The organism is Coleofasciculus sp. E2-BRE-01, from assembly GCF_040221695.1.
In the GTDB taxonomy this organism is placed as follows: domain Bacteria; phylum Cyanobacteriota; class Cyanobacteriia; order Cyanobacteriales; family Coleofasciculaceae; genus Coleofasciculus.
The window spans coordinates 47230-68967 of the sequence record NZ_JAVKEA010000098.1; the positions used below are offsets into that span (position 1 = coordinate 47230).

The following is a 21738-nucleotide window of genomic DNA, read 5'->3' on the forward strand; positions in this document are numbered from 1 at the left end:
CCCACTTTTTTTGTCTGAGTCTTTGTCCGACTACTTAGGGGTAGGTGGGCATTGCATTAGTGTCAACTTAAGACTTTGTATGACTAGCACTCAAAGTTTAGATCCCCCTAAATCCCCCATGGAACAAAAAGCGAAGCATCCTTTGGTCTCCCCCTTTTGAAGGGGGACGGAAGGGGGATCTAATAGGGGGACGGAAGGGGGATCTCTTATTAAGTAAGGGTTTCAGCCTTAAGTTGACACTAAAGGAATAGACCTTACCATTGAATCGGGCGCACGTCTATGCGCCCCTACGGTTTCGGGGCGTAAGCTTAATTCATCAAGTTAGGTGTGCCACGCCACTACGTATAGCAACCTGGCATAAGTGCATATCCCGGTGATGACTCAGAGATATAGAACAATGTACCTGGGATCAGTCACTAGATAATCCGATGCCGAACATAACCCAACTCGCCTCGAAAATAGAAAAGGTAAAAGTCTATGCGGCTGGTGCAACCGTTAGCCGTATCGCCGATTTGCACCTAGAGAATGGAGAAACGCCAGAACAAATAGAAATTTCGGGACTTCCCCTGGCGCTGGATGATAGCAGTGTGCGAGTGCAAGTTGAGGGGAATGCCAATCCGGTGATTCCTACCGATATCCGCATCAGTCTCACAGTTCCCTCTCCCCCAGAAACCCCCAACTCCCCCGCCGAGGAACAACTGCACCAAGCCAAAGCCGAGGTGCGGCGAATTCAAGAAATGATTGCCCTCATTGATAACGAAATCTCTGTCCTCAAACAGCTTCATGTACCCAATCAACCTGAAGCAGAACCGGGAAAAGCACCACCCCCTTCACCCCTAGCCGCCCGATTAGCGATCGCGAATTTTCAAGATGAGCAAATCCGTAGCCGTATTCAGGAACGACGGGAAACCCAAAATAGCTTACAGGAGGCACAAACCCACTTAGAGGAGTTATTGCACAAACATAAACTAGCGTCAACAGCCCAACAGGTGAAACCGCACGAATTGCGAAAAACGGTGATTATCAGCTTAAGTTATCCGGCGGAGGTGACGGTTTCCCAGCAACGATTAATTGTCGAGTATTTCGTTCCTGGCGCACGCTGGACACCTACCTATTTATGCCGTTTAGATAGTACCACCAATACCAGTGCGATCGCGGTTCGGGCTTTTCTGTGTCAGCGTACAGGTGAAGATTGGTCTGGAGTTCGCTTGGAACTCTCAACCGCTAACCCGATGACGTGGTGTGAGTTGCCAGAATTACCCTCACTGCGGTTAGGACGCACTCAGCCTGTCCCCAGAAAATCCGGTTGGCGTTTACCTCCCCTTGGTGCAACAATGCTGTTTGCCGATTATGACCGCCAGAAGCCGCAGATGGTCACTGTATCTGAACAGTTCCAAAACCTGGAATCATCTTCAATTAATGTGTCATCAGTACAAAAGTTCAACTTAGGAGGCAAACAGACTGTAAGAGAAAATCTACAAAAGAATAGAACCTCAACACCAAGAGCCTTTACACAACCAGCAAGTAAACTCAACAGTTCATTCTACAATCGATTACTACAGTTAGGTTATGTTGATGAACGGCAGATAGAACAAGCACAGATAGAAAGTCGTAAATCGGGACGATCTATAATCGATGTCCTTGAATCAATTACTGGGCGTCAGTTGCCACCCGACTTAATCCGCCAGTACAAGAAACAGCAACTCTTTGAACTCAAAACACTTTATGGTGTTGAATCTCTTGATCCAGAACTGAGTGATATTTCGGGTCACCAAGTCAAGGAACTGATCGAAAGCCTAATTCCTATTGACATCTGTAGTCGTTATCGTTTAGTCCCGTTATCCAAAAATGATGGTCAACCCCCATCAGTTCTGGTGGCAATGGTTGATCCGGATAATCTGGATGCCCAAGATGATCTCAACCGGATTCTTCGTCCTCAAGGGATTGGGTTGCGGCGGATGGTAATTACCCAGGAAGATTATCAGCATCTGATTAATCAATATCGGGATCAAAAACTGGCACAAGAGAAGGAACAAGAAGCGGCTAAACATACAGGTATTAGTAAGGATTTGGAGAATCTAGACACCCTGTCCGATGAACCAGAAGAAACAGAATACGACATACCTGACAACTGGAATGAAGGGAGTGCTGGGATAATTAACTTTGTGAATCGTATTCTCATCAAAGCCTTACAAGAGGGAGTCTCCGACATTCACATCGAATCCCATGATACATTTTTACTGGTTCGCTTCCGTAAAGATGGCGTACTGCGGCCAGCCTTCGATCCCTTACCAAGAAAGATTAAAAATGCCGTGGCTAATCGTGTCAAAATCATGGCAAATTTAGACATCAACAAACGTCTATTGCAAAGTAGTCAGTTTCAGCGTCGGTTTCAGGCGCGTCTGGTCAATTGCTTCGTTGAGATTACCCCAACCCAGTATGGGGAAAATATTTATCTGAGGGTGCAAGACTCAGCCTTGGGTTTCCCAACGCTACAGGGTTGGATTAACAATGACTTACTGACTTACAATTTAATGCGACTTCCCGGCGCAGATGACCCCAATAAGCGAGGTAAATTACTGCTTCAAAACCAGCAGGAAGTCTATTTAGAACTCTTTAAGCAACAGCAGTTTTTGGTAACATTCAATGTCCTAGAAATCGTCAATCAGGCTATATCAAAATCCCACCAATGTTTGTCTACCCCATTACCGCATGGTGGGATATCAGTACGTGAAGCAGCAGGTTCCTTTGATTATGCTTACCCTGCCGATGGACGGGTGGATGTTCCTTCAGATGGACTATTTCATTCCGTGGCACTAACTAGCCAAAGTACCGATGTCAACCTGCGCTATGTTGTCGTTCCCCGTGAAGATACCAATGTTTTCCGAATCGCCCAACTGCGTAATCCCCTAGACGCCCCACTTTTAAGCGGTTCAGTTGATGTTTATATCGATGGTGAGTATATCTTATCCACAACATTACCAACCATACCCACCCAGGGACAAATTGAATTGGGTTTAGGCGTCGAACAAGGGATAAAAGTGGCTCGAAATACGACGTATCAGAAAAAACGTTCTAGTCAGTTATTAGTTGCGTTCAATGAACTCTATCACCACCTTACAATTGACATTGCTAACCATTTAGCCAACGAAGCACGGATTGAGATCCGAGAACGGATTCCCGTTCCCCAGGAAGGAGAAAAAGTTGATGTAGAACTTGGTAAAGTTTCCCCTCAATGGCATAAATATGAACAAGAGGAACGAGAAAAACCCATTCAAGGCGGATATCGCTGGCGGATAAAAGTACCCAGTCAACAACAAGCAAAATTATCAGCACAGTACACGATTAAAACCTACGCCGATAATGAAGTAATCGGTGGGAATCGACGAGAATAGTTAGTTCGTAGTGAGGGAACCTCAGCCCTCTAAAGTTAGGCATTATAGCACTAAAGTGCTTACTACAAACTACGCGACAATTTACAAAGGTCAATTATGTCATCAATTACAACGCACCAAGACATTCAATCCTTAACCCTAGACGCACCCGTCAGTGTCGTTACTCTACTCGAAGACCGCGCCTTAGTGCAACGCAAGGGCAAAGCCAATCTAACATCAGGATTATGGCGCATCACTGTAGAAAATGTCGCCCCAGTGCTTTCCGATAAATCCCTGCGGGCAGAATTTGCAGAAAACTATAACAATGCCAGAATTAATGATGTCCGCGTTCGTCGCCAGATGCTAGTCAAAGACGAAGAACGACCCGAAGACATTCAACCATTGTATAACGAGTTGCGATCGCACCAGGATCGCCTCGCCATCATTTCAGAAGACTCTCACCATCAGAAGTATTCCTTTAAACAAGTCAATATCATCTTAACCAAAGCCTTACAAGAATTACCCATTGATGCCGTTTGGGGACAAATTGATCCCAAAACCTGGCGGGAACAATTGCAAACCCTGTTTAAACAACTCCGTGAATTGCGGACAGAAATCTTAAGCAGCGGTGAACATCAAGCACAACTCAGACGGCAAATTGATGACATAACCACTCACCTCCAATCCCTATCGCGTCCCGATACAATTTACACCGCCAAGATTGAATCCGATGTAATGATTTCTGAAGCCGGAGACTATGAAATTACCTTCGATTACGTCGTTCCCAATGCCTTATGGCGTCCTTGGCATCAAGCCCGTTTGCTAGTCCCAACTAATCCTGCTTCATCACCAGCTACCCTATCATTTCGGATGGATGGGTGTGTCTGGCAAAATACAGGTGAAGACTGGACTAATGTTGATTTAATCTTTTCCACTGCCCGCGCATCTCTGGGGACTGAACCGCCTCTTCTAACAGATGACAAATTAAATGTCAAAGAAAAATCAAAACAAATTATTGTTGAAACTCGAAATCAGCAAATTCAAACCACTGGACTGGGTATAGGTGTCACCACTCCGCAGAGAGAAACGACCAATTCAGTCAACCTACCTGGTGTTGATGATGGCGGCGAAGTCCGGACACTTCGCCCTAACCAAAAAGCCACGATTCCCTCTGATGGTCGTCCTTATCGGGTGCCAATTTTATCCTTTGAGTCCAAGGCTGAGATTGAATATATCTTAATGCCAGAACTCTCCTGTCAAGTTGTCCTCAAAAGCCAACAAACTAATTCATCAACCTGTCCCATTCTCGCTGGACCAGTGGACTTAGTACGTTCATCAGAATTTGTCGGCAAAACTGCCATTGGATTCATCGCCCCCGGAGAAAAATTTGCCTTGGGATGGGGTTCTGATGAAGCCATGCGGGTGCAGCGTACCCAAACGAAAAAAACAGAAAAAGACCATCTAACTCAGTGGAAACGAGTGATTACACAAACCCAGTTGTTTCTCTCTAATATTGCGGCAGAACCGAGAGAGATTACAATAACAGAGCGGGTTCCGGTGTCAGAATTAGAGCAAGTCAAGGTGAAGGTTTTAACGAAAAAAACGACCAATGGAATTCAAGCCGATGATGATGGATTTTGTACCTGGAAATTGACCCTCGCGCCCTACTCTCAACATAAAGTCACGCTAGTTTATCAAGTGGCAACAGCGCCAGAGGTGAAAGGAGCTGTGTAAGGGTACGGTATTGCCCATTCTCAACCCCTCACCCCCAGCCTGACAGGTGTAGGTTTTTTATTTTATGGTTGGGACAAGACAAGGTGGACAAGGAAGGAAAGAAGACAAGGGGGGAAAACCGTACAGAATTCGGTTCGGTCAAACTAACTTCTAAAAGCCGAAACGCCCTATTTTTCGTTCTCACTCTTCCTTGTCTACTGGTCTACTGGTCTACCTGTCTTCCTTGTCTTGCCTAAACCCCCATCTTAAAAAACCTACCCTTGCTCACCCCCTCACCCCATCTCCCTGGGAACTCTGGCGACTAGCAGGGTATTGCTGATTTTTATCTCCCCACGCTAAATTTCATCAAAACTTTACTTAAAGCGCCAGGTTGAAGGTGTGAGGCTTTACATAACTTTAGTTAGGGTATTGAATGAAAGCCAAGTTGTGAGTATTTAGGGCTTGGCATCAACAAGGAACTAACGCAGGAAACAGGGTGTAGTTAAGATGTGTAGCCTTCCGCACAATTATTCAGTCTCTACAGATAAAGGAATGCGTAAGTTCTGGACAAGTTTTTGTAAAGATTGCTGAAATCAAGGTAATCGCACTGAATGTACCAGTAGGGATTGAGCCACTAACAGTGATTGTACTGCTCGAAACACCAATCTTCGAGCCAGAAGGCAAAATCTCAACCACCGATCGCAGGAGCCTAAAACCGATGAATAGGCATAAGCAGTGGAAAAAGGCATGTTTCAAAGTGACGACTTGGGTTTTATCCGAGATCGTTTTAAATGTGTTGGGATTGGATGATTTGGCTGACTATAGTGAATTTATTTTTGATCCAGAGGTGATCGTCTCTCAATATCATTCTGTAATTCTAGTGGCTCCCCCTCACCCGCCAGAAGTTGAGCAAGATTCGCTGTTTAGTCAAACGATCTGCGATCGCGTCGAGTTAGTTTAAGTCATTCGTCATTCGTCATTTGTAACAACCTGAACGTTTAGTCTAATACTTTGTCCAGGAACTTAAGGTTCAAACTCAAGACGCTTGATCTGCCAATTCTGCCCAAATACTGCAACAGCCGCTACATAATCTGATGCGGGGGTTAGGGGAAAAATTGACCAATGAGACGCCGCGTTAGAGTCTCCCGCGATACTCAGCAATTTAGCCGACTCTCCTGGCATCAGAGATACCTCAATTTCTGATAACTTAGCTAACCCATCACCTGTTGCTTTTAAATAGGCTTCTTTGCGTGTCCAACCGTTGAAAAACGCGAGTTGTTGCTGATCCCCAGCCAGAGTCCGAATTGCTGCATATTCTCTCGGCGTAAAGAAACGTTGTGCGAGTTTCTCTGCATCAGGCATCGGACGCCGATATTCAAGATCGATCCCCAGGTCAAGAGTTAATGATAGAGCATATAAGGCTAATCCATGAGAATGAGAAAGATTAAAACCCAATGTTTGATTAGAATTGCTCGTTGCGAGAGTGGGTTTGCCACGGGGACTATAGTCAAACTGGATTTGATTAGGCGGTTGATTTAAATAACGACCTAAGATTGTCCGTAAGATCCCCCGACCTGCAATAAAATGGTTGCGATCGCGCTCAAAGTAGAATCGCTTTGCCCGTTGCTGTTCATCTGGGGAAAGGAGTTGTGCGAATCTCTCGATCTGGGCGATCGGTTGATTGAGATCCGCCCGCCAGACATGGATCTCCTGGGTAGAGAGGACTAACGTGGAGGGTTGAGGATGCCAGAGACGTTTCCCAGTCATCATCACCTAGACTAAGCGAAAAATAAACGGATAGCGGTAGGGTTGGTTGGGATCATCCAGAACCTTGATTAGAGCAATAATTGGCATGATTAGACTGACGATGCCTAAAATCGCCAAGAATAAAAAGCCAATGAGGACAACGGTTAGCAAGATAGAAACAAAAGCATAGATATAGAGGTTAATGTGAAAATTTAGCGCTTCTTTGGCATTTGCCTTGACAATGGGATCATCCGTCACGAACAAAACGACAATGGGGATCGCCACAGAAATAAGCACTGAACTCAAAAAGATTGAGCCATGGCATAGCGCTGATAAAAGCTTGCGTTGATCGAGATCATGCTGATTAGTCATCAGGTACTCCTAGTATTAGTAAGCTGTCATGCATTTAAATTGAGTATTAGTAGCGAGCAAGATGCAAAGCCTGCGGCATGGCTTCGCTTAACGCACTCCAAGAATTTTGCCCTTGTTGGCATTAAGGTTTAAATGCCGAACAGCTTAGGTTGGTGGAAATAAACTTAACCCTATTAAGTCATGTTGACAAGCCTTAAATCCTTACATAAACGTAGCTTGCTTCTCCCGAAGCGAGTATGACGAATGACGAATGACGAATGACAATCCCCACCATTCACTTTAATTGTCCCCACCTACTTATTCACTCTGGTTCAGTGACAGGTGGTTGTTCATCGGCAGGCTTGGACACTTCCAGGGGAGCAATGACGGTTAATCCCTGGGGAATACATTCAATCGTGACTGGAGTTGTGCCAATAATTTCCCCATCGACAACCACTTTTTGGGGAGGATTGGTGTTGACTTTAATTTGTCCCGTCCGTAAACAAATTGTATCCTCTCGACGGGCGGCTCTTCGCATTAATGCAGCACCGAGTAAATCCACGATCGCATCCATGGCTTCGATTTTGGTGTTTTGAGTATTAATCGTGACTTCCAATAACCCATCATTGGCAATCACTTGTCCCATCCCCTGTGCCATCAGAGAGGTTGGTGGTGCAGCATTGGCGATGGTAATGGCGGCGGCTTGACATTGACTGGTAATCCCAGCGATCTCTAATTCTGTCTCAAAAACATTATGTTCGTTGAGTTGCTGCATCCCTGCCAAAATATAGGCTAAGACGCCTAGGCGTTTTTTCGCCTCTCGATCCGCTCGTTCTACAGTTTCGGCTTCAAAGCCAATCCCAGCTAGCAAAATCATCGGATGCTGATTGCACCGGGCGGCATCAACCACCCGGGTAATGCCTGATAAAATCAGTTCACAGGCGGCGCGAAGCGTGGTGGGAATACCTAACGCCCCCGCAAAGGCATTGGCTGTTCCTCTGGCGATGATCCCCAAGGGAATCTGGCTACCAATCAAAGCACCTGCGACAGCCGATACTGTGCCATCTCCACCGGAGGCGATAATTAGATCTGCACCCGATGCGATCGCCTCTTGCGCCAACTCTACCGAAGAGCGATCGGGCGTCGTTAAGTGGATATCTAAATGCAGTTGGGGTTTTAAAAGCTGCTGAATCAGCGTTAAATCCTTCTCAGCGTTGCCTTGACCCGAAACAGGGTTAAAAATCAGGTAAGCAAAGCGATTTTTGGCAAAATTGGCGATAATTGCTTCAGCCGTGGCAAGATTAGTAGCCAGAGGGACATTGTGAACATTACAGATGCGTAACAATGCCTGAATGTCCGGCTCATGGGGTTGAGCGTACAGGGGATCGATGAGGAAAATCACCGCAACCACCTGACCTGTAGCCACTTCCGCTGCGATTTGGGCATCTCCGCCCAAAGGACCTGACAATAGACACTCTACCTCTAACTTACTCCGGTCGTGAATGCGTTGTCCGGTGGTTCCGGTGGCGATTAACCGGTAACGGGAGAGGATGGGGGTGTATTGTTTAGCAAAGTTAGCAATATCATCTTTTTTGCGATCGTGGGCAATTAAGGCAATGGTTGGGGACATGATGGGAAGGCGGAATTCTTATATATTAGTGTAAATCTCACTGACTTAAGCTGGTTTTGTAGTAGGCACAAAGCGTGCCAGAAGCGCTCGCATCGCTGACTACAAACTCTAAAGCTGTAGGGTGGGCATTGCCCACCAGCATACCAATCATCTTAGTGTAGAGAGAATTGGCGCAGTTGGGAGCAGTTATTTATTTGAGCCGATGTTCAATTCGATACAGTTTGATAATTGTTGCCCCATCACTCCATCAGATAAGTCTATCGGGGGAATCAGCCGCACTACATTTGACTTTACGCTGTTAGGCATCATACAGTCTTATCCAGCAAACTACGATTCGATTTCGTGTGAAAGTCCAATCGAGGAACTCTTATGCTTAGAAAAGTTATTGACTCGGATCAAAATACGCTTTATGGGGTTTATTATACGGTGTATGGGTCACTCACTGGTGATGAGCAATTAGTGAAGTCTTACCTCTGGGCAGGTCCTTATGATGACATGAAAACTGCTATCAATAAAGCTCAAGAACTAAGGCATTTCTATCAAGAGGATGTATCATTTCTCGTAAAAAAGTATGTTGAGTGAAAAACTCAGACAGTAACCTCTCAGATGGTAATAATTTTTAAAGGTTAATTCCGGAAACTTGTCAACTCATAGGTCGTACAAGTTCTTAAACCAAGTCATAAACGGTTAAGGTTGGGGATGTTGGGGATTCAAAATACGCTCCATGATAGCGTTATGCAATTGTCGTCCAGGTGGATTTTGCCACGCTAGCCAGGTGTAGATATTCGCTTTATCACGATGAGCATCTATAAAAGGTGCGCCTCTACGTTTGGCTTCGGTTACGACGTCTTGGGCATATTGCCAAAACGGTTCACTCTGATTGGGGATCATGTAGGCTAAAAATGTCTCCAACATTCCTCGTTTTTGGTTATCGGGCATAATCCTGACGCTTTCAGTTCTGTGGAGATTACATCCGCATCAATAAATTCATCATTTCCATAGGATTCGATGTAGGGGACTTTTTTCCCTATCTCTTTTTTCCTCCAAGGAATTCCATTAGCTTCAATTAGCTCTGGTATGACTCGTTTATCCTGATCTCCCTCTACAATAAGCTTCTTCGGATAATAGTTGCTTACCATTTCTAACGTACCTCAATCCCTCGTTGAGCCGCGATGACAATCTCACGTTCAGTAAAAAGAACACCCGTTTCTTTCCCTGATTCTATTCGTTGAATTGTAATTCCATCTTCAGTGTCTTGTTCCTGACTCGCAAGGCTAGCCAAGCTAGTCCAACAATCACTATTATGAGTCGTCGCGAAAACTTGTACATTTAAGTCTTTTGCCGTTTTACAAATTAGTTTCCACATATCCTCCATCGCTGTGAAATGAAGTCCCGTATCAATTTCATCAACCAGCAATACTCCACCTCTAGCACATACCGTTGATAATGCTAGACCCAACATCCGCCATATTCCATCCCCCATACTTCCAATCGGGACACGCTGTTCACTGTCAGCAAGACGCACGACAAATCCACTGCGAGACTCTGAAGTTCTGCGGCTTTCATATGTAATAGAAGCAAGGCGCTCAATTTTGGGTTCAATCGTCTGAAGTGCCTTATAGACAAGCGGTTCATCTGGTGTCAAAACGACATTATCAAACAGAGCTATCATGTTTTTTGTTGTTAAATGTGATGAGGTAATATATTTATTTTTTGCTTCATTTCTTGATAGATTGCCAATAATACGAATATAATCTAATGGCAGTCCTCCATTAGGGGTTAAACTACGTTTCCACCCCTTTCGCTGATTGCCATCAGTCCACAAAAATTCCAAAAAAAGTTCTATTAAGTTATCTGAAATTTCTTCAACTACACGGGTAGATTCGTCAGGGGCAATCTCTGAATCTGCTCTGGAAGCAATCGGTTGTTTGCCTATAGATACGAAAAGTTTATTTTGATGGCTTCTAGTATTGATGTCTTACCACTGTTATTTTTACCAACAAGTAAGTTAACTCTGCCAAGCTGCTGAAGCTCAAAATGTTTGAAACAGCGGAAATTTCTTATAGTCAGATTTTTTAACATATCTCATTCCCTCCGGTGCTTTTGGATAAATAAGCTTGAATGGGTTGTAAGAGGATTTCCAAAATCTTATCGACTTCCTTAATATAGTATTCTAACCGATCAATCAATACAGTACGTTCCTCTAAGACCAAAAACCGCCAAGCTGTTCCCGTTGTTACAGCACCATAAATTTTATCAATTTTATTTCCAGCACTTTGATTAAATATCTGGGCGGCGACCATTTCGGCAATACATTGACCAAAGCCTGAGGTAATTTTTTCATTCTTCGCTTCGGTAATTGTAATTACTGGTTTCATCAACGGTTAAGCCAAAATCTTCCTTGACTTTAGCTAAGGTAAAACTGCTATATGCCATTAGTAAATCTCTAGGTTAATTGGAATGTTACTGACTTAAAACTGGTGGGTTGAGCGAAGTCGAAACCCACCCTAATGGAATACTCACCAGCAATGTACTCGACTTGGGAGAGTTGTTTATCGAGAACGCGATACAAGCGAGTGGCTTCATTTGTATAGCGATTAATCGCATACGGGATTTTTTCCGGTGCATATTGGCGGAAGTGGTGCGTTTGTCCCAGCATGGGTCCGACGCCTCCCATTTGGAACATTAACCACTGAATTACAGCATAGCGATCGCGTGGCTGTTTGGGAATGAACTGTCCGGTTTTGTCCGCTAGATACAGCAGAATTGCACCCGACTCGAATAGGGATAGGGGTTGACCCTCAAATCCTTGGCGATCAACGATCGCAGGCATTTTATTATTGGGACTGATGGCAAGAAAATCTGGCTTGAACTGATCCCCGGCGGTGATGTCTACCGGAATGAGATTGTAGGGGGTTTCTGTTTCCTCCAGCATAATGCTGATTTTCCAGCCGTTGGGTGTGGGTCCATAGTAGAGATCGATGGGATGTGTCATGGTTGAATTGTCCTGCATCCTTTGCCTTGACTATACACTCTGAAGGGGTGACAAGCTACTTGGGATCTAAGGTGTGGGGTGTAGAGTTTTCCCGGATTGAGTATCTCCTCTTCCGCTTGAAAGTCCGGACGTGATACCTAAATAGTACCTTGATTAGGCATGATTTCTTCCCGAAAATTTCACTTTTTCGAGTTAAGCTGATTCGATTTTTTTGGTTATTTATTGTTAGAACCTTAACGAAGTTAATTTTTATTAAAATTCAGTAGTGTTCATTAATACATTTGCTAGATTGAGCGTGTCAACCCGGTTTTACTGTTAAGAAATGAAACTTTATTTTAACAGTTGAAACGTCCAAGTGAACGGTCAAAGTCTGAGTAAGTTGGAGAGGGAGATGAATGAGCAAGTTAAAACAAAACTCCAACAAGAAATACAGGATCTGCGCGATCGCTTACAGCAGGCTGAGGCGGAATTGCAAGCGTTTAGCCCAGACACCGTGGAGGCTATGGAGTTTGAGCCTCCAGAAACAGATAATATCAGGCGAGACAATCCATTCCTACTGCAAGCGATTCTGGATAACACCACCGATCTAATGGTGGCGCTGGATTTGAACTGGCGCTATATTGCCTTTAATCAAGCGTATAAAACTGAATTTATCAAGATTTTTGGTGGAGAAATTGATAGGGGTACGAGTTTGATCGCAGCCCTTGCCCATTTACCCCAAGAACAAGCAAACGCGCAGGAAATTTGGGGGCAGGCGCTACGGGGTGAAGAGTTTACCGTCATTCAGGAATTTGGCGATAGTCGCCGCGATCGCAATAAGTATCAGCTTACATTTCACAGTATCCGGGATGACCGGGGACAGATCCAGGGCGCTTTACACATTGTTAAGAATCTTAGTCAAATTGAGGTGCAAACTCAGCAATCTATCCAGGCGTAAGCCGCCCTACAAGAAAGCGAAGAACGATTCCGCAATGCCTTTGACTATGCCGGAATTGGCATGGCACTGGTTGACTTAGACGGGCGCTTCATGAAAGTTAATCAAAGCCTGTGTGAGATGACTGGGTATTCGGAATCTGAATTACTCGCCACCACCTTTCACGCGATTACCCATCCCGACGATTTAGCCGCCGATGTCACCTTAGCAAAACGATTACTAGCGGGTGAAATTCGCTTCTATCAACTGGAAAAACGCTATATCCACAAACAGGGGCAGATCGTCTGGATTCTGTTAAGTGGTTCTTTGGTTCGCGATTCCCAGGATCAACCTCTCTACTTTATCGCCCAGATTCAAGATATTAGTGATCGCAAATCCACCGAAGATCAATTACGTCAACATCAGCAACACTTGCAATATCTACTCACTTCCAGCCCTGCGGTGATTTTTAGCACCCAGCCTGATCCAAATTATAAGCTGACCTATATTAGTGAAAATGTCGCGAATATTCTGGGTTACGTCGCACAGGAATTTTTGAACGGGGCTAATTTCTGGCTCAATCATATTACCAACCCAGTTTCAGATGAGCAAAGCGAAGAGTTAAAATTCAAAGCCCTGCCCTTGATTGAACCGAAGGGTCAAAACCCTGCCCTCGAAGGTCGTGAAAGGTCAACACTCAATACTCAAAACTCAACACTCAAAAATTATCCAAAGGCGCAAGATTTTGTGGTCATTCGCATTACTGATAATGGCTGTGGGATGAGTGAGGTGGAAAAAAAAAACTATTTGACCCGTTTTTCACGACAAAAGTTGTGGGAACAGCCCTAGGGTTGGGCTTATCGGTTAGCTATAAAATTGTGGTTGAGAAACATGGCGGTCAAATTCAGTTTCACTCCGTCGAGGGTGAGGGTACTACCTTTGAAATTGAGTTACCTGTTATTACGTAGGTAGAGACTGTTAAAGGTGATCGTTATTTGTCAGGGAACAGGGAACACCTCGACTTCGCTCGGTGTGTAACAGGGAACAGGTGTTAGGTGTTATATTATGTCCGGTCAAACACCCCGACTAAAAACGCCTGAAACCCTTGTTATTACCGCATTGCAATTATGGGTAATCGTCAGGACATGATATTAGGTATTAGTACGATTAAAAAAGGGTGGGTTTTGCAGCCAAGTTAGGGAAAACAATCAACAGTAATCCCTAAACACGCCCCTACAAACCCGGTTCCCTTGCAGGTGGTAAAGGGTCAATCCGGAACCAATTCCCCTACACCCCAGTCATCTCTTGACTGGGGAATTTTTTCCCCAGGTTGCAGAATTCTATCGATGCTAATGCATGTCTCTGGGAAGCTATCACTAATTCTACTAATCCTGACATTCTCCTTTGTTTTTCCTCCCACCTCAAACTCCCTCTTCTGTCCCTTAGTTGCGTGGAGTCGTCATCCAGAACGAGACTTTGGACAAGATGGTCGAGATGGTACAGATGGACGTGCGGGGAGACGGGGACGAGATGGGGAAAATCGGACAATTTTTGTAGATGGTTCTCCGATTAATCTGGAGTTGTCGGGAGGAGACGGCGGTGATGGGGATGATGGAAAACGGGGTGAAGATGGAGATTGTTCCCGACAGCCACGAAAGGTTGATTATGATCTGCAAGCCGCAGATGGGGGCGAAGGCGGTGATGGCGGTAATGGCGGTGATGGTGGGAATGGTGGATCATTGACGGTTTATTATACAAATCGAGAGGATTTGAAACAAATCTATGTACGTTCCGTTGGCGGACGTGGTGGACGTTCTGGACGCGGCGCTTATGGGGGTGATGGCTGTGACTGTGATGACCGCAGTTGGGAGATAGAAACCTGTACCAAAAAGTCAGACAATGGTGAGGAAGACTGTGAAACTGAGCGATTCGAGTGCGAAGAGGGTGACGATGGTCGCGATGGTCGAGATGGTCAAGACGGAAAAGACGGAAGCATGGGGACGCTGACATTAATTAATCGTACTGAAGCCTTACCCCCAGACAAACCCACCGCTACCGTTACTCTACCCCAACTGCAAAACGGCGCGATCGCACTCTCTCTGAATCAATGGCAAACTCGTAGTGGTGCAACCGCCTTACTCGCACCCAATTCAATCATTGCTAACCAGTATCGGGAGTTTATCGGACGCTTAGAACGGTCTTTTGAGTTAGTCTGGAATGCAGACCGGGCGATTACCGACTTTTATAATCAACCCATATCCCTCAGTCTTAAATCTGACCGACGCATTGATGTATCCTTACCGGAGGACGTTTGGTTTGATGGCAAAATGATGCCACAGGAAAATGTAATCCAGTTTGTCGTCACCAATGCGCTACTGAAACAGGAAGCCACCCAACTAACGCGGGCAGATTTTGCCGGAAATCGTTCAGCGTTAACCTTTAGTGTGGTGGACTTAGCCGGAAAGTCTGACTTGTTAGACACCCAATTCTGGTTAAAATACCGCACCGCCAATTCAGGCGATCGCTTCCGTCGCTTCTATAATTACAGAACTCGGTATGAAGGGATTATTCCAGCAGAACTTGTCACTCGCCATAACAACCGCTACACGCTAGAAATCGGCAAACTCCCCATAGAAGCTGAATACCTACGTCCTGGAGTCGCGATCGAAATTGAGTTAGTCGCGACTCGTTCCTTTGCGGGAAACTCAGCCCAACAGGAAATGAATTGGCGCGGGGAAATTCGATAAGTTTGTAGTCTGGCTCGCTACTAATACCCAATTTAATTGTATGACAGCTTATGGACTACGCCACTACTTATAACAGGCTAAAGCCCTTACTACAAACTCCAAACTTTCAACTTCACCAAATTTATGTCTTAGGATTGATGTATGATTGAGAAAAACCATAAATCCTGATAGGGATTCAGTATAATTCGCTTAAGGAGTTCATGACGCCAGATTTCTTACAGGTTACGTTTTTATACAATCAAGTCATAGACTATCTCATCGCCTTTGTCATCTTAGTTGTGGGAATTTTTCTGATCAAAATTCTCCGCCAAGTGATTGTAGGACGGCTCAAACGCTGGGCGGCGAAAACGACAACTCAGTTGGATGATTCCCTGATCCAGATGATTGAACGAGCCGTGATTCCTATCCTTTACGTTGGCACGTTTTATGTGGCAATTGCCAATCTCACCTTACATCCGATTCTGGATCAGGTGATTGACGTTTTGACGTTGATTGTTGCCACGATTCTAGGGATTCGCCTCTTGGTTTCCCTGGTGGAATACGGTTTCCGGCTATATTGGCTAACTCGCCGCCAAAGTGAAACGGTGCAACAGGCGCTTGATGCGTTAATTCCGGCGGCTCGAATTGCAATTTGGGCGCTGGGAATTGTCTTTTTGTTAGATAATCTGGGTTTTGATATCTCCGCTGTTGTGGCTGGATTAGGCATTGGGGGTGTGGCGATTGCTTTAGCGTCTCAAGGCTTTCTCCAGGATTTATTCAGCTACTTCTCGATCCTGTTTGACCGTCCCTTTGAATTGGGAGATTTTATCATTGTTGGCGATTTCCTCGGTTCAGTCGAACATATTGGCATTAAAACGACTCGTCTGCGGAGTTTAAGTGGAGAACAACTCATTTTTGCCAACACCGATTTAACCAGTTCGCGGATTCGCAACTATAAGCGGATGCCCAAACGACGGGTAGCATTTAAGTTTGGCGTGCTGTATGAAACGTCTCAAGAAAAACTCCAGCTCATTCCTGAAATTGTCCAAGGTATTGTTGAAAATCTAGATAATACCACTTTTGACCGAGCGCATTTTAGCGATTATGGGGATTTTAGCTTGAATTTTGAGGTTGTTTATTATGTTTTAAGCAGTGATTACAACCTCTATATGGATATCCAGCAGCAGCTTAATTTACATCTGAAACAGGAATTTGAAGCGCGTCAGATTGAGTTTGCTTACCCCACCCAAGTCACCTATTTGGGAAATCTCAACACCGGAGAAATTAGCGATTCTTTAAGTGCTTTGGTCGCTGATGGCAAACCCTAAACCGTTGGCTGGCGTAATATAGCAGAAGGCAGAGGAGGGGGTGAGGGGGAGATGTTTTTATTATGGGTGATTTGCCGGACATCATATAATACCAAGTTACAGTCATAATTGGACTGTGGACAAAAACCTATATTTGCGTAAACAATCGGCAAATATAGGTTTCGGCTTAATTTGTAGGTATATTTCAGTTTCTTACTCCCCATCTTCATCTGAGAACAGCGCCTCTAAATCTCTATAGCCACTAACAACCCGCAAAATCTCAATCCCATCCTCAATTGGTTGATAAAAAATTAAATAATCACCAACAGGAAAGCTTCGCAACGAAGGTAAAAGCTCATCCCGCCTCCGCCCCATGTTCGGAAAACTAGCCAACGTCCGACACTTTTGATTAATCTTCTTAAGTAAACGCTCCGCTGCACCCAAACTACTCTGATCAGCAACATAATCGATAATACTTTCAATATCTCGACTAGCTGGAACAGTAAATTGGCAAATATTACTCATTCACCCTCTTGAGAACGACGTAAAAGCAGCTTCTGTTCGAGTTGGCTAAAAACCGTCTCACCATCAACCACCTCTCCCCGTTTCGACGCTTCAACTCCAACCATAATTTCCCCCCTCAATTCCTCAAAGCGCCCCTTATAGATACGTTCCCGTTCAGCAAACGCCCTAAGTGCAGCCAGGATAACCTCCTGGGGTGATTTGTATTTCCCGCCCTCTACTTGGCGTTGAAGAAACTGCTCAAGTTCTGGAGTTAAAGACACATTCATTGACTTTACCCTATATCGTGTTAATGATCTTCCTATTCTAGTTCTAGAACTAAAATTCCAAACGCTGCGCTGCCCGTCGCTTCGCCTTCTCCCCCCGGCGGTCATACTTCGCGGTGGTGACCGGACTAGTGCAAGAATGCAGAAATAACTGAACAGCTAATATCTCCCCCAGCTTCCCCAGCTTCATCGTATCTACGAAGCTGCTCAAGTATTTTCATGCCCGCTGCACTAGCCATCTCGCAAAATCTGTGGTAAAGGTATCCCGTAAAATCGCCTCTCGAATACTTTGGGTAAAGCGGATCAACTCCGTCACATTATGCAGGGAGATTAACATAAAACCCAAAACTTCCCGCGATCGCACCAGATGACTCAAGTAGGCGCGGCTAAAGTTCTGACAGCAATAACAGGGACAAGTCGAATCCAACGCCGTAAAATCCTCCCGAAACCGAGCATTTTTCAAATTCCAGCGTTCCCCCTGAACCAACGCCGCCCCGTGACGCCCTAAGCGCGTGGGAATCACACAATCAAATAAATCCACACCTGATGCGATCGCCCGTGCCATTTCTCGATAAGTCCCCACCCCCATCAAATACCGTGGCTTATCAACGGGTAAATACGGTGCCGTCGCCGCCACGATGTCATGGATCAAGTCCACCGGTTCCCCCACACTCACCCCACCAATGGCATACCCCGGTAAATCCAAAGACACCAACGACTCAGCCGCCTGACGACGCAAATCCAGATACACACCGCCCTGAACAATACCAAATAAAGCTTGCTGATCCGCACGAGTGTGAGCATTGATACAGCGCTTCAGCCAGCGATCTGTTCGTTCCAATGACGCCTCAATCTCCGCCCGACTCGCTGGATACGGCGGACATTCATCAAATGCCATAATAATGTCCGCCCCTAGCGCATTTTGGATAGCAATAGACCGTTCTGGGGTGAGATTAATTAACCGTCCATCCCGAGGGGAGCGAAAAACCACACCCTCTTCGCTAATTTGTCGCAATTTACTTAAGCTAAAAACTTGAAAGCCGCCCGAATCCGTCAAAATTGGGCGCTGCCAACCCATGAATTGATGCAGTCCTCCCGCTTGCTGGACAATCGCTTCTCCGGGTTGTAAGTGCAGATGATAGGTATTGGCGAGAATAATTTGGGCTTGTGCTGCTTCTAACTGGGCAGGAGTTAGAGTTTTGACCGTTGCCAAAGTACCCACGGGCATAAACCGGGGCGTTTCAATCAGACCATGGGGACTGTGCAGTAATCCGGCGCGTGCCTTGGTTTGGCTGCACCATGCCTGACATTGAAAGGAAAATGAATTGTATGTTTGAGCCAATGGGGTTAAGAGTTCGTGATCATGCTTTGATTATTGTGGCTGATCATCTCTTTTATTGGCGGTTTAGAACGGACATTCCCCCTCATCATCAATTTGTACATCCCACCTGGCATTGAGTACCTGGGTGACCATGGCTTCTAGGGCTTCGGCGTTGAGGGTTTCCACCGATTGCTCATGTAAAGGGTTGGATAAGGGAATCAGCCTTAGCCGACGGTTATCCTGGACTAAATCAAAATAAGCCTGCTTTTCCGGCGTCTGATGCAGTTGCAAGTAATCAAAACTCTGGACATTGATGTAGATAGCTTGATTCGCAATCAGGGTAGAACGGCGGGAATCGGCAAAGACTTCCAGCACATATCCTTCTCCCTCACTTTGCTTGTTGCTATCGATGGTGTGAATATAGCGGACGCGACCCAAATCAGTGAGTAGGCGTCCCATGTCTTGCTTATTGATAATAATGCCCGTATCAATGATACAAGGGGCGGGAAGTCGGCGTGGAGGTTGATGATAACTCATGGGTAAAGCCTATGATGCATAAGGGGCTGATATTGCCTTGCAAAGAGTATTGGCATTCGTGTAAAACCCGACTGAAAAACCTAATGCTTCGATTTTAGCGACTGCTCAGCTAAAGGCAAGTCAGAAGCTGTGGCAATCAAGAATCAGAAATTCATCCACGGGCTCGTGCCAGTGGATTATCATCTGAAATACTTGAGTGTTACGGGTATTACAGTAGGGTTACTAAACCATACTATCCCAATATTCACCCGCTATTCATCGGACAATATACGTAAATTTCTGTGTAGTAAACTATGAACCCAAATCCTGAGCCACTCAATATCTCTGTGACACCTGTATCCCCGTGCTTCCGGGCTTACCTGCACCTGTGTCCCTCTAGATTAGATTATTCTCCATGAAGTGGTTTAGAGTTCAATCGATGTGGCAAGCGGTGCAAAAGTCCTGGCAGTCTTGGTTGGGTGCTATCACCTTTTATACTTGTATCCCCATTCCCATGAGTTGGGGGTTAGACTTTGAGCGCATTGCCCGTTGGGCACCTGTCGTAGGACTATTTATTGGCATTCTATTAGCTATGCTAGACGCTCTGTTGCAACACTGGGGTATGCCCCACTTGACCCGGAGTGGAATTATCGTGGTGAGTTGGGTAGCACTCACCGGAGGATTACATCTAGATGGCGTGATGGATACGGCAGATGGCTTAGGTGTACAAGATCCTCAGCGACGGCTGGAGGTGATGGCAGATAGCGTTACTGGGGCGTTTGGGGCGATGGCAGCGATCGCGCTACTTTTACTAAAAATGGCGGCGCTTACGGATATTGAGACTCATCGCTGGTTGGCATTAATGACTGTAGCCGGATGGGGGCGCTGGGGACAAGTCGTGGCAATTTCGATTTATCCGTACCTGAAACCCACAGGAAAAGGCGCATTTCATCAACAAGGGATTCGGGTGCCGATTGATAGTCTGTGGGGGGCATTTTTACTCCTGGGGGTATGTGGATTACCTTTAATCGGGAATAGAGGTAGTCTGAAGTTAGCGATAATTAGCGCCGGAGGAGGATGTGCGATCGCGCTTTTGACCGGGTTCTGGTTTTACCGCCAGTTGGGAGGACATACCGGGGATACTTATGGGGCGGTGGTGGAATGGACAGAAGCCTTATTATTGTGTTTACTGACAATAGTTGTCTAAGCTGGGCAACGTATTGGTGAAAGTAGGGGTACGGCAATGCCCATTGGTGTCAACTTAAGGTGAAGAGCGCTGAGATCGGGGGGTGTAGGGGCGGGTTTTACAGATAACATTTTGCACCAAACTGATAACTTGACTAAACCCGCCCTTCAAAAGAGTTAGGGAGTGTCAAACTGTTGATGTTCCGGGAAATGACTTATACTTAACCCAAAAACCACCCAACACCAACAGTACAATTACAATCGTTCCAATTCCCAGAGGACTAGGAACCCAATACACCACAGCTAGGCGGTTCAGTTGACCCGGAATCAGAGTCCACACAAGCTGATGTTCATCCTCATAAATCTGGGGCGTAATCGTATTATCCCCTAAATCAAGAATGTTTGCCCCCCAAGGCGTTTGCAAACTAAACTGCAAATCCAACAGTGAACCCGGACTAACGATTACACTCCCATTTGCCGAAAGCACAGCTAGCGATCGCAAATCCAGCTCATAGTTTAACTGATTCCGTTGCACCACGAAAAAGCTGTGTTGATCCAGACTTAATGTCGAGTCAAGACTCGGTAAATCAACGTTCCCCCTATCCTTAGCACTTTTAGGAGTGGGGTTGACTGGGTTGAAAAATTGGTTAAACTTAGTGGTTAATTCCTGCCCATTACTAAATGGAATTGTTACTACAAGTGTTTGCTGAGAACGGCGCGTCGTTTTTCCGTGGAGTTCCTTAGCACGTCGTTCAATACTTTTGAGCCATTCAGTTGCTTGAGCATTACTAAAACTTCTCAGTTGTTCTCCCAAGCGGATTTGCTGCACAATCGCGCCGTGGTTTTCATCCTTGACGTTCACTAAAACATCATACTTGACACAGCCAGACAGGAGTAATGACACCAGCAGAACAACCCCAATCATCCGTAGGCGACTGAGAACGGAACGAACGACCGAAAATTTATTTATCAATCCTGGCTTCACCAAATTTACTCCTTTCCCTATTATCGTATTTTTGCTGTATTCCTGGGAATAAGCTGTCATGCATTTAAACTGTGATAAGAGCATTACCCTTATTTTTCAGTTTGCGCCCCCAGTTAATAACTAGCTTGTCTTCATTTAAAAGTTGATGCAACAAAGATTCTAACTCTTCAATGGATTCAAAAAGCCGA

Annotated in this window: 19 protein-coding genes and 5 pseudogenes; 10 read left to right on the plus strand and 14 right to left on the minus strand. The window is 45.4% G+C overall.

Going from position 1 to position 21738, the window contains the following annotated elements; all coding sequences use genetic code 11:
- Positions 1 to 428 precede the first annotated feature (428 nt).
- The 3 genes from RIG66_RS12120 to RIG66_RS12130 all read left to right on the plus strand — a co-directional run bounded on the left by RIG66_RS12120 (position 429) and on the right by RIG66_RS12130 (position 6048).
- Positions 429 to 3395: a mucoidy inhibitor MuiA family protein gene (locus tag RIG66_RS12120; protein WP_446378338.1), complete on the plus strand. Its 2967-nt coding sequence runs from the start codon at positions 429 to 431 to the stop codon at positions 3393 to 3395.
- A gap of 96 nt (positions 3396 to 3491) precedes the next feature.
- Entirely contained in the window at positions 3492 to 5108 is a 1617-nt protein-coding gene (locus RIG66_RS12125) for a mucoidy inhibitor MuiA family protein (RefSeq protein ID WP_446378340.1), read from the plus strand.
- A gap of 619 nt (positions 5109 to 5727) precedes the next feature.
- Entirely contained in the window at positions 5728 to 6048 is a 321-nt protein-coding gene (locus tag RIG66_RS12130; RefSeq protein ID WP_446378342.1) for a hypothetical protein, read from the plus strand.
- 62 nt (positions 6049 to 6110) lie between these two features.
- On the opposite strand, the gene RIG66_RS12135 is transcribed toward RIG66_RS12130, so the two are convergent.
- From RIG66_RS12135 to mgsA, 3 genes are all read right to left on the minus strand, one after another.
- Positions 6111 to 6857 (minus strand): 4'-phosphopantetheinyl transferase family protein, encoded by a 747-nt coding sequence (locus RIG66_RS12135; protein WP_446378344.1) that lies wholly within the window; start codon positions 6855 to 6857, stop codon positions 6111 to 6113.
- A gap of 3 nt (positions 6858 to 6860) precedes the next feature.
- Positions 6861 to 7205, minus strand: coding sequence for a DUF4870 domain-containing protein (locus RIG66_RS12140; RefSeq protein ID WP_446378346.1), 345 nt, complete (start codon positions 7203 to 7205; stop codon positions 6861 to 6863).
- Between the two features lie 301 nt (positions 7206 to 7506).
- Positions 7507 to 8814 carry a methylglyoxal synthase gene (mgsA, locus tag RIG66_RS12145; protein ID WP_446378348.1) on the minus strand — a complete coding sequence of 436 codons (1308 nt, stop codon included), beginning with the start codon at positions 8812 to 8814 and terminating at the stop codon, positions 7507 to 7509.
- Between the two features lie 369 nt (positions 8815 to 9183).
- On the opposite strand from mgsA, the gene RIG66_RS12150 reads away from it, so the two are divergent.
- Positions 9184 to 9396, plus strand: a complete 213-nt coding sequence (locus tag RIG66_RS12150) for a hypothetical protein (protein ID WP_446378350.1) — start codon at positions 9184 to 9186, stop codon at positions 9394 to 9396.
- Positions 9397 to 9501: 105 nt separating this feature from the next.
- Here the strand turns inward: RIG66_RS12150 and RIG66_RS12155 are convergent, their stop codons facing one another.
- From RIG66_RS12155 to RIG66_RS12175, 5 genes and pseudogenes are all read right to left on the minus strand, one after another.
- Positions 9502 to 9753 carry a DUF3226 domain-containing protein gene (locus RIG66_RS12155; RefSeq protein WP_446378352.1) on the minus strand — a complete coding sequence of 84 codons (252 nt, stop codon included), beginning with the start codon at positions 9751 to 9753 and terminating at the stop codon, positions 9502 to 9504.
- Positions 9711 to 9953: a DUF3226 domain-containing protein gene (locus RIG66_RS12160; RefSeq protein ID WP_446378354.1), complete on the minus strand. Its 243-nt coding sequence runs from the start codon at positions 9951 to 9953 to the stop codon at positions 9711 to 9713. The genes RIG66_RS12155 and RIG66_RS12160 overlap by 43 nt, the downstream gene beginning before the upstream one ends.
- Before the next feature lie 2 nt (positions 9954 to 9955).
- Positions 9956 to 10896, minus strand: a pseudogene (locus RIG66_RS12165) (AAA family ATPase).
- Positions 10890 to 11186: pseudogene (locus RIG66_RS12170) on the minus strand (hypothetical protein); the annotation flags it as partial. The pseudogenes RIG66_RS12165 and RIG66_RS12170, both read right to left, overlap by 7 nt.
- A 137-nt stretch (positions 11187 to 11323) precedes the next feature.
- Positions 11324 to 11809, minus strand: a pseudogene (locus RIG66_RS12175) (glutathione S-transferase N-terminal domain-containing protein); the annotation flags it as partial.
- 391 nt (positions 11810 to 12200) lie between these two features.
- On the opposite strand from RIG66_RS12175, the gene RIG66_RS12180 reads away from it, so the two are divergent.
- The 5 genes and pseudogenes from RIG66_RS12180 to RIG66_RS12200 all read left to right on the plus strand — a co-directional run bounded on the left by RIG66_RS12180 (position 12201) and on the right by RIG66_RS12200 (position 16776).
- Positions 12201 to 12746, plus strand: coding sequence for a PAS domain-containing protein (locus RIG66_RS12180; RefSeq protein ID WP_446378356.1), 546 nt, complete (start codon positions 12201 to 12203; stop codon positions 12744 to 12746).
- 21 nt (positions 12747 to 12767) lie between these two features.
- Positions 12768 to 13571: pseudogene (locus RIG66_RS12185) on the plus strand (PAS domain S-box protein); the annotation flags it as partial.
- On the plus strand, positions 13556 to 13690 hold the full coding sequence (locus tag RIG66_RS12190; protein ID WP_446378358.1) for an ATP-binding protein: 135 nt from the start codon (positions 13556 to 13558) through the stop codon (positions 13688 to 13690). The pseudogene RIG66_RS12185 and the gene RIG66_RS12190, both read left to right, overlap by 16 nt.
- 384 nt (positions 13691 to 14074) lie before the next feature.
- The gene (locus tag RIG66_RS12195) at positions 14075 to 15469 is read left to right on the plus strand and encodes a collagen-like protein (protein WP_446378360.1); all 1395 of its coding nucleotides are present in this window, start codon (positions 14075 to 14077) and stop codon (positions 15467 to 15469) included.
- Between the two features lie 200 nt (positions 15470 to 15669).
- Positions 15670 to 16776, plus strand: a complete 1107-nt coding sequence (locus RIG66_RS12200) for a mechanosensitive ion channel family protein (protein WP_446378362.1) — start codon at positions 15670 to 15672, stop codon at positions 16774 to 16776.
- A gap of 192 nt (positions 16777 to 16968) precedes the next feature.
- Here the strand turns inward: RIG66_RS12200 and RIG66_RS12205 are convergent, their stop codons facing one another.
- The 4 genes from RIG66_RS12205 to RIG66_RS12220 all read right to left on the minus strand — a co-directional run bounded on the left by RIG66_RS12205 (position 16969) and on the right by RIG66_RS12220 (position 19401).
- The gene (locus tag RIG66_RS12205) at positions 16969 to 17280 is read right to left on the minus strand and encodes a type II toxin-antitoxin system RelE/ParE family toxin (protein ID WP_446364314.1); all 312 of its coding nucleotides are present in this window, start codon (positions 17278 to 17280) and stop codon (positions 16969 to 16971) included.
- Positions 17277 to 17546, minus strand: coding sequence for a type II toxin-antitoxin system ParD family antitoxin (locus RIG66_RS12210; protein ID WP_446378364.1), 270 nt, complete (start codon positions 17544 to 17546; stop codon positions 17277 to 17279). The genes RIG66_RS12205 and RIG66_RS12210 overlap by 4 nt, the downstream gene beginning before the upstream one ends.
- 214 nt (positions 17547 to 17760) lie before the next feature.
- Positions 17761 to 18885, minus strand: a complete 1125-nt coding sequence (gene tgt, locus RIG66_RS12215; protein WP_446378366.1) for a tRNA guanosine(34) transglycosylase Tgt — start codon at positions 18883 to 18885, stop codon at positions 17761 to 17763.
- A 63-nt stretch (positions 18886 to 18948) separates the two neighbouring features.
- Positions 18949 to 19401, minus strand: a complete 453-nt coding sequence (locus tag RIG66_RS12220) for a hypothetical protein (protein ID WP_006102097.1) — start codon at positions 19399 to 19401, stop codon at positions 18949 to 18951.
- Positions 19402 to 19795: 394 nt separating this feature from the next.
- On the opposite strand from RIG66_RS12220, the gene cobS reads away from it, so the two are divergent.
- The gene (cobS, locus tag RIG66_RS12225; RefSeq protein ID WP_446378368.1) at positions 19796 to 20587 is read left to right on the plus strand and encodes an adenosylcobinamide-GDP ribazoletransferase; all 792 of its coding nucleotides are present in this window, start codon (positions 19796 to 19798) and stop codon (positions 20585 to 20587) included.
- Positions 20588 to 20752: 165 nt separating this feature from the next.
- Here cobS and RIG66_RS12230 read toward each other — a convergent pair whose 3' ends face one another.
- Together RIG66_RS12230 and RIG66_RS12235 are read right to left on the minus strand one after the other, a co-directional pair.
- Entirely contained in the window at positions 20753 to 21550 is a 798-nt protein-coding gene (locus RIG66_RS12230) for a DUF3153 domain-containing protein (RefSeq protein ID WP_446378370.1), read from the minus strand.
- 64 nt (positions 21551 to 21614) lie between these two features.
- Positions 21615 to 21738 (minus strand): annotated as a pseudogene (locus RIG66_RS12235) (IS630 family transposase); the annotation flags it as partial.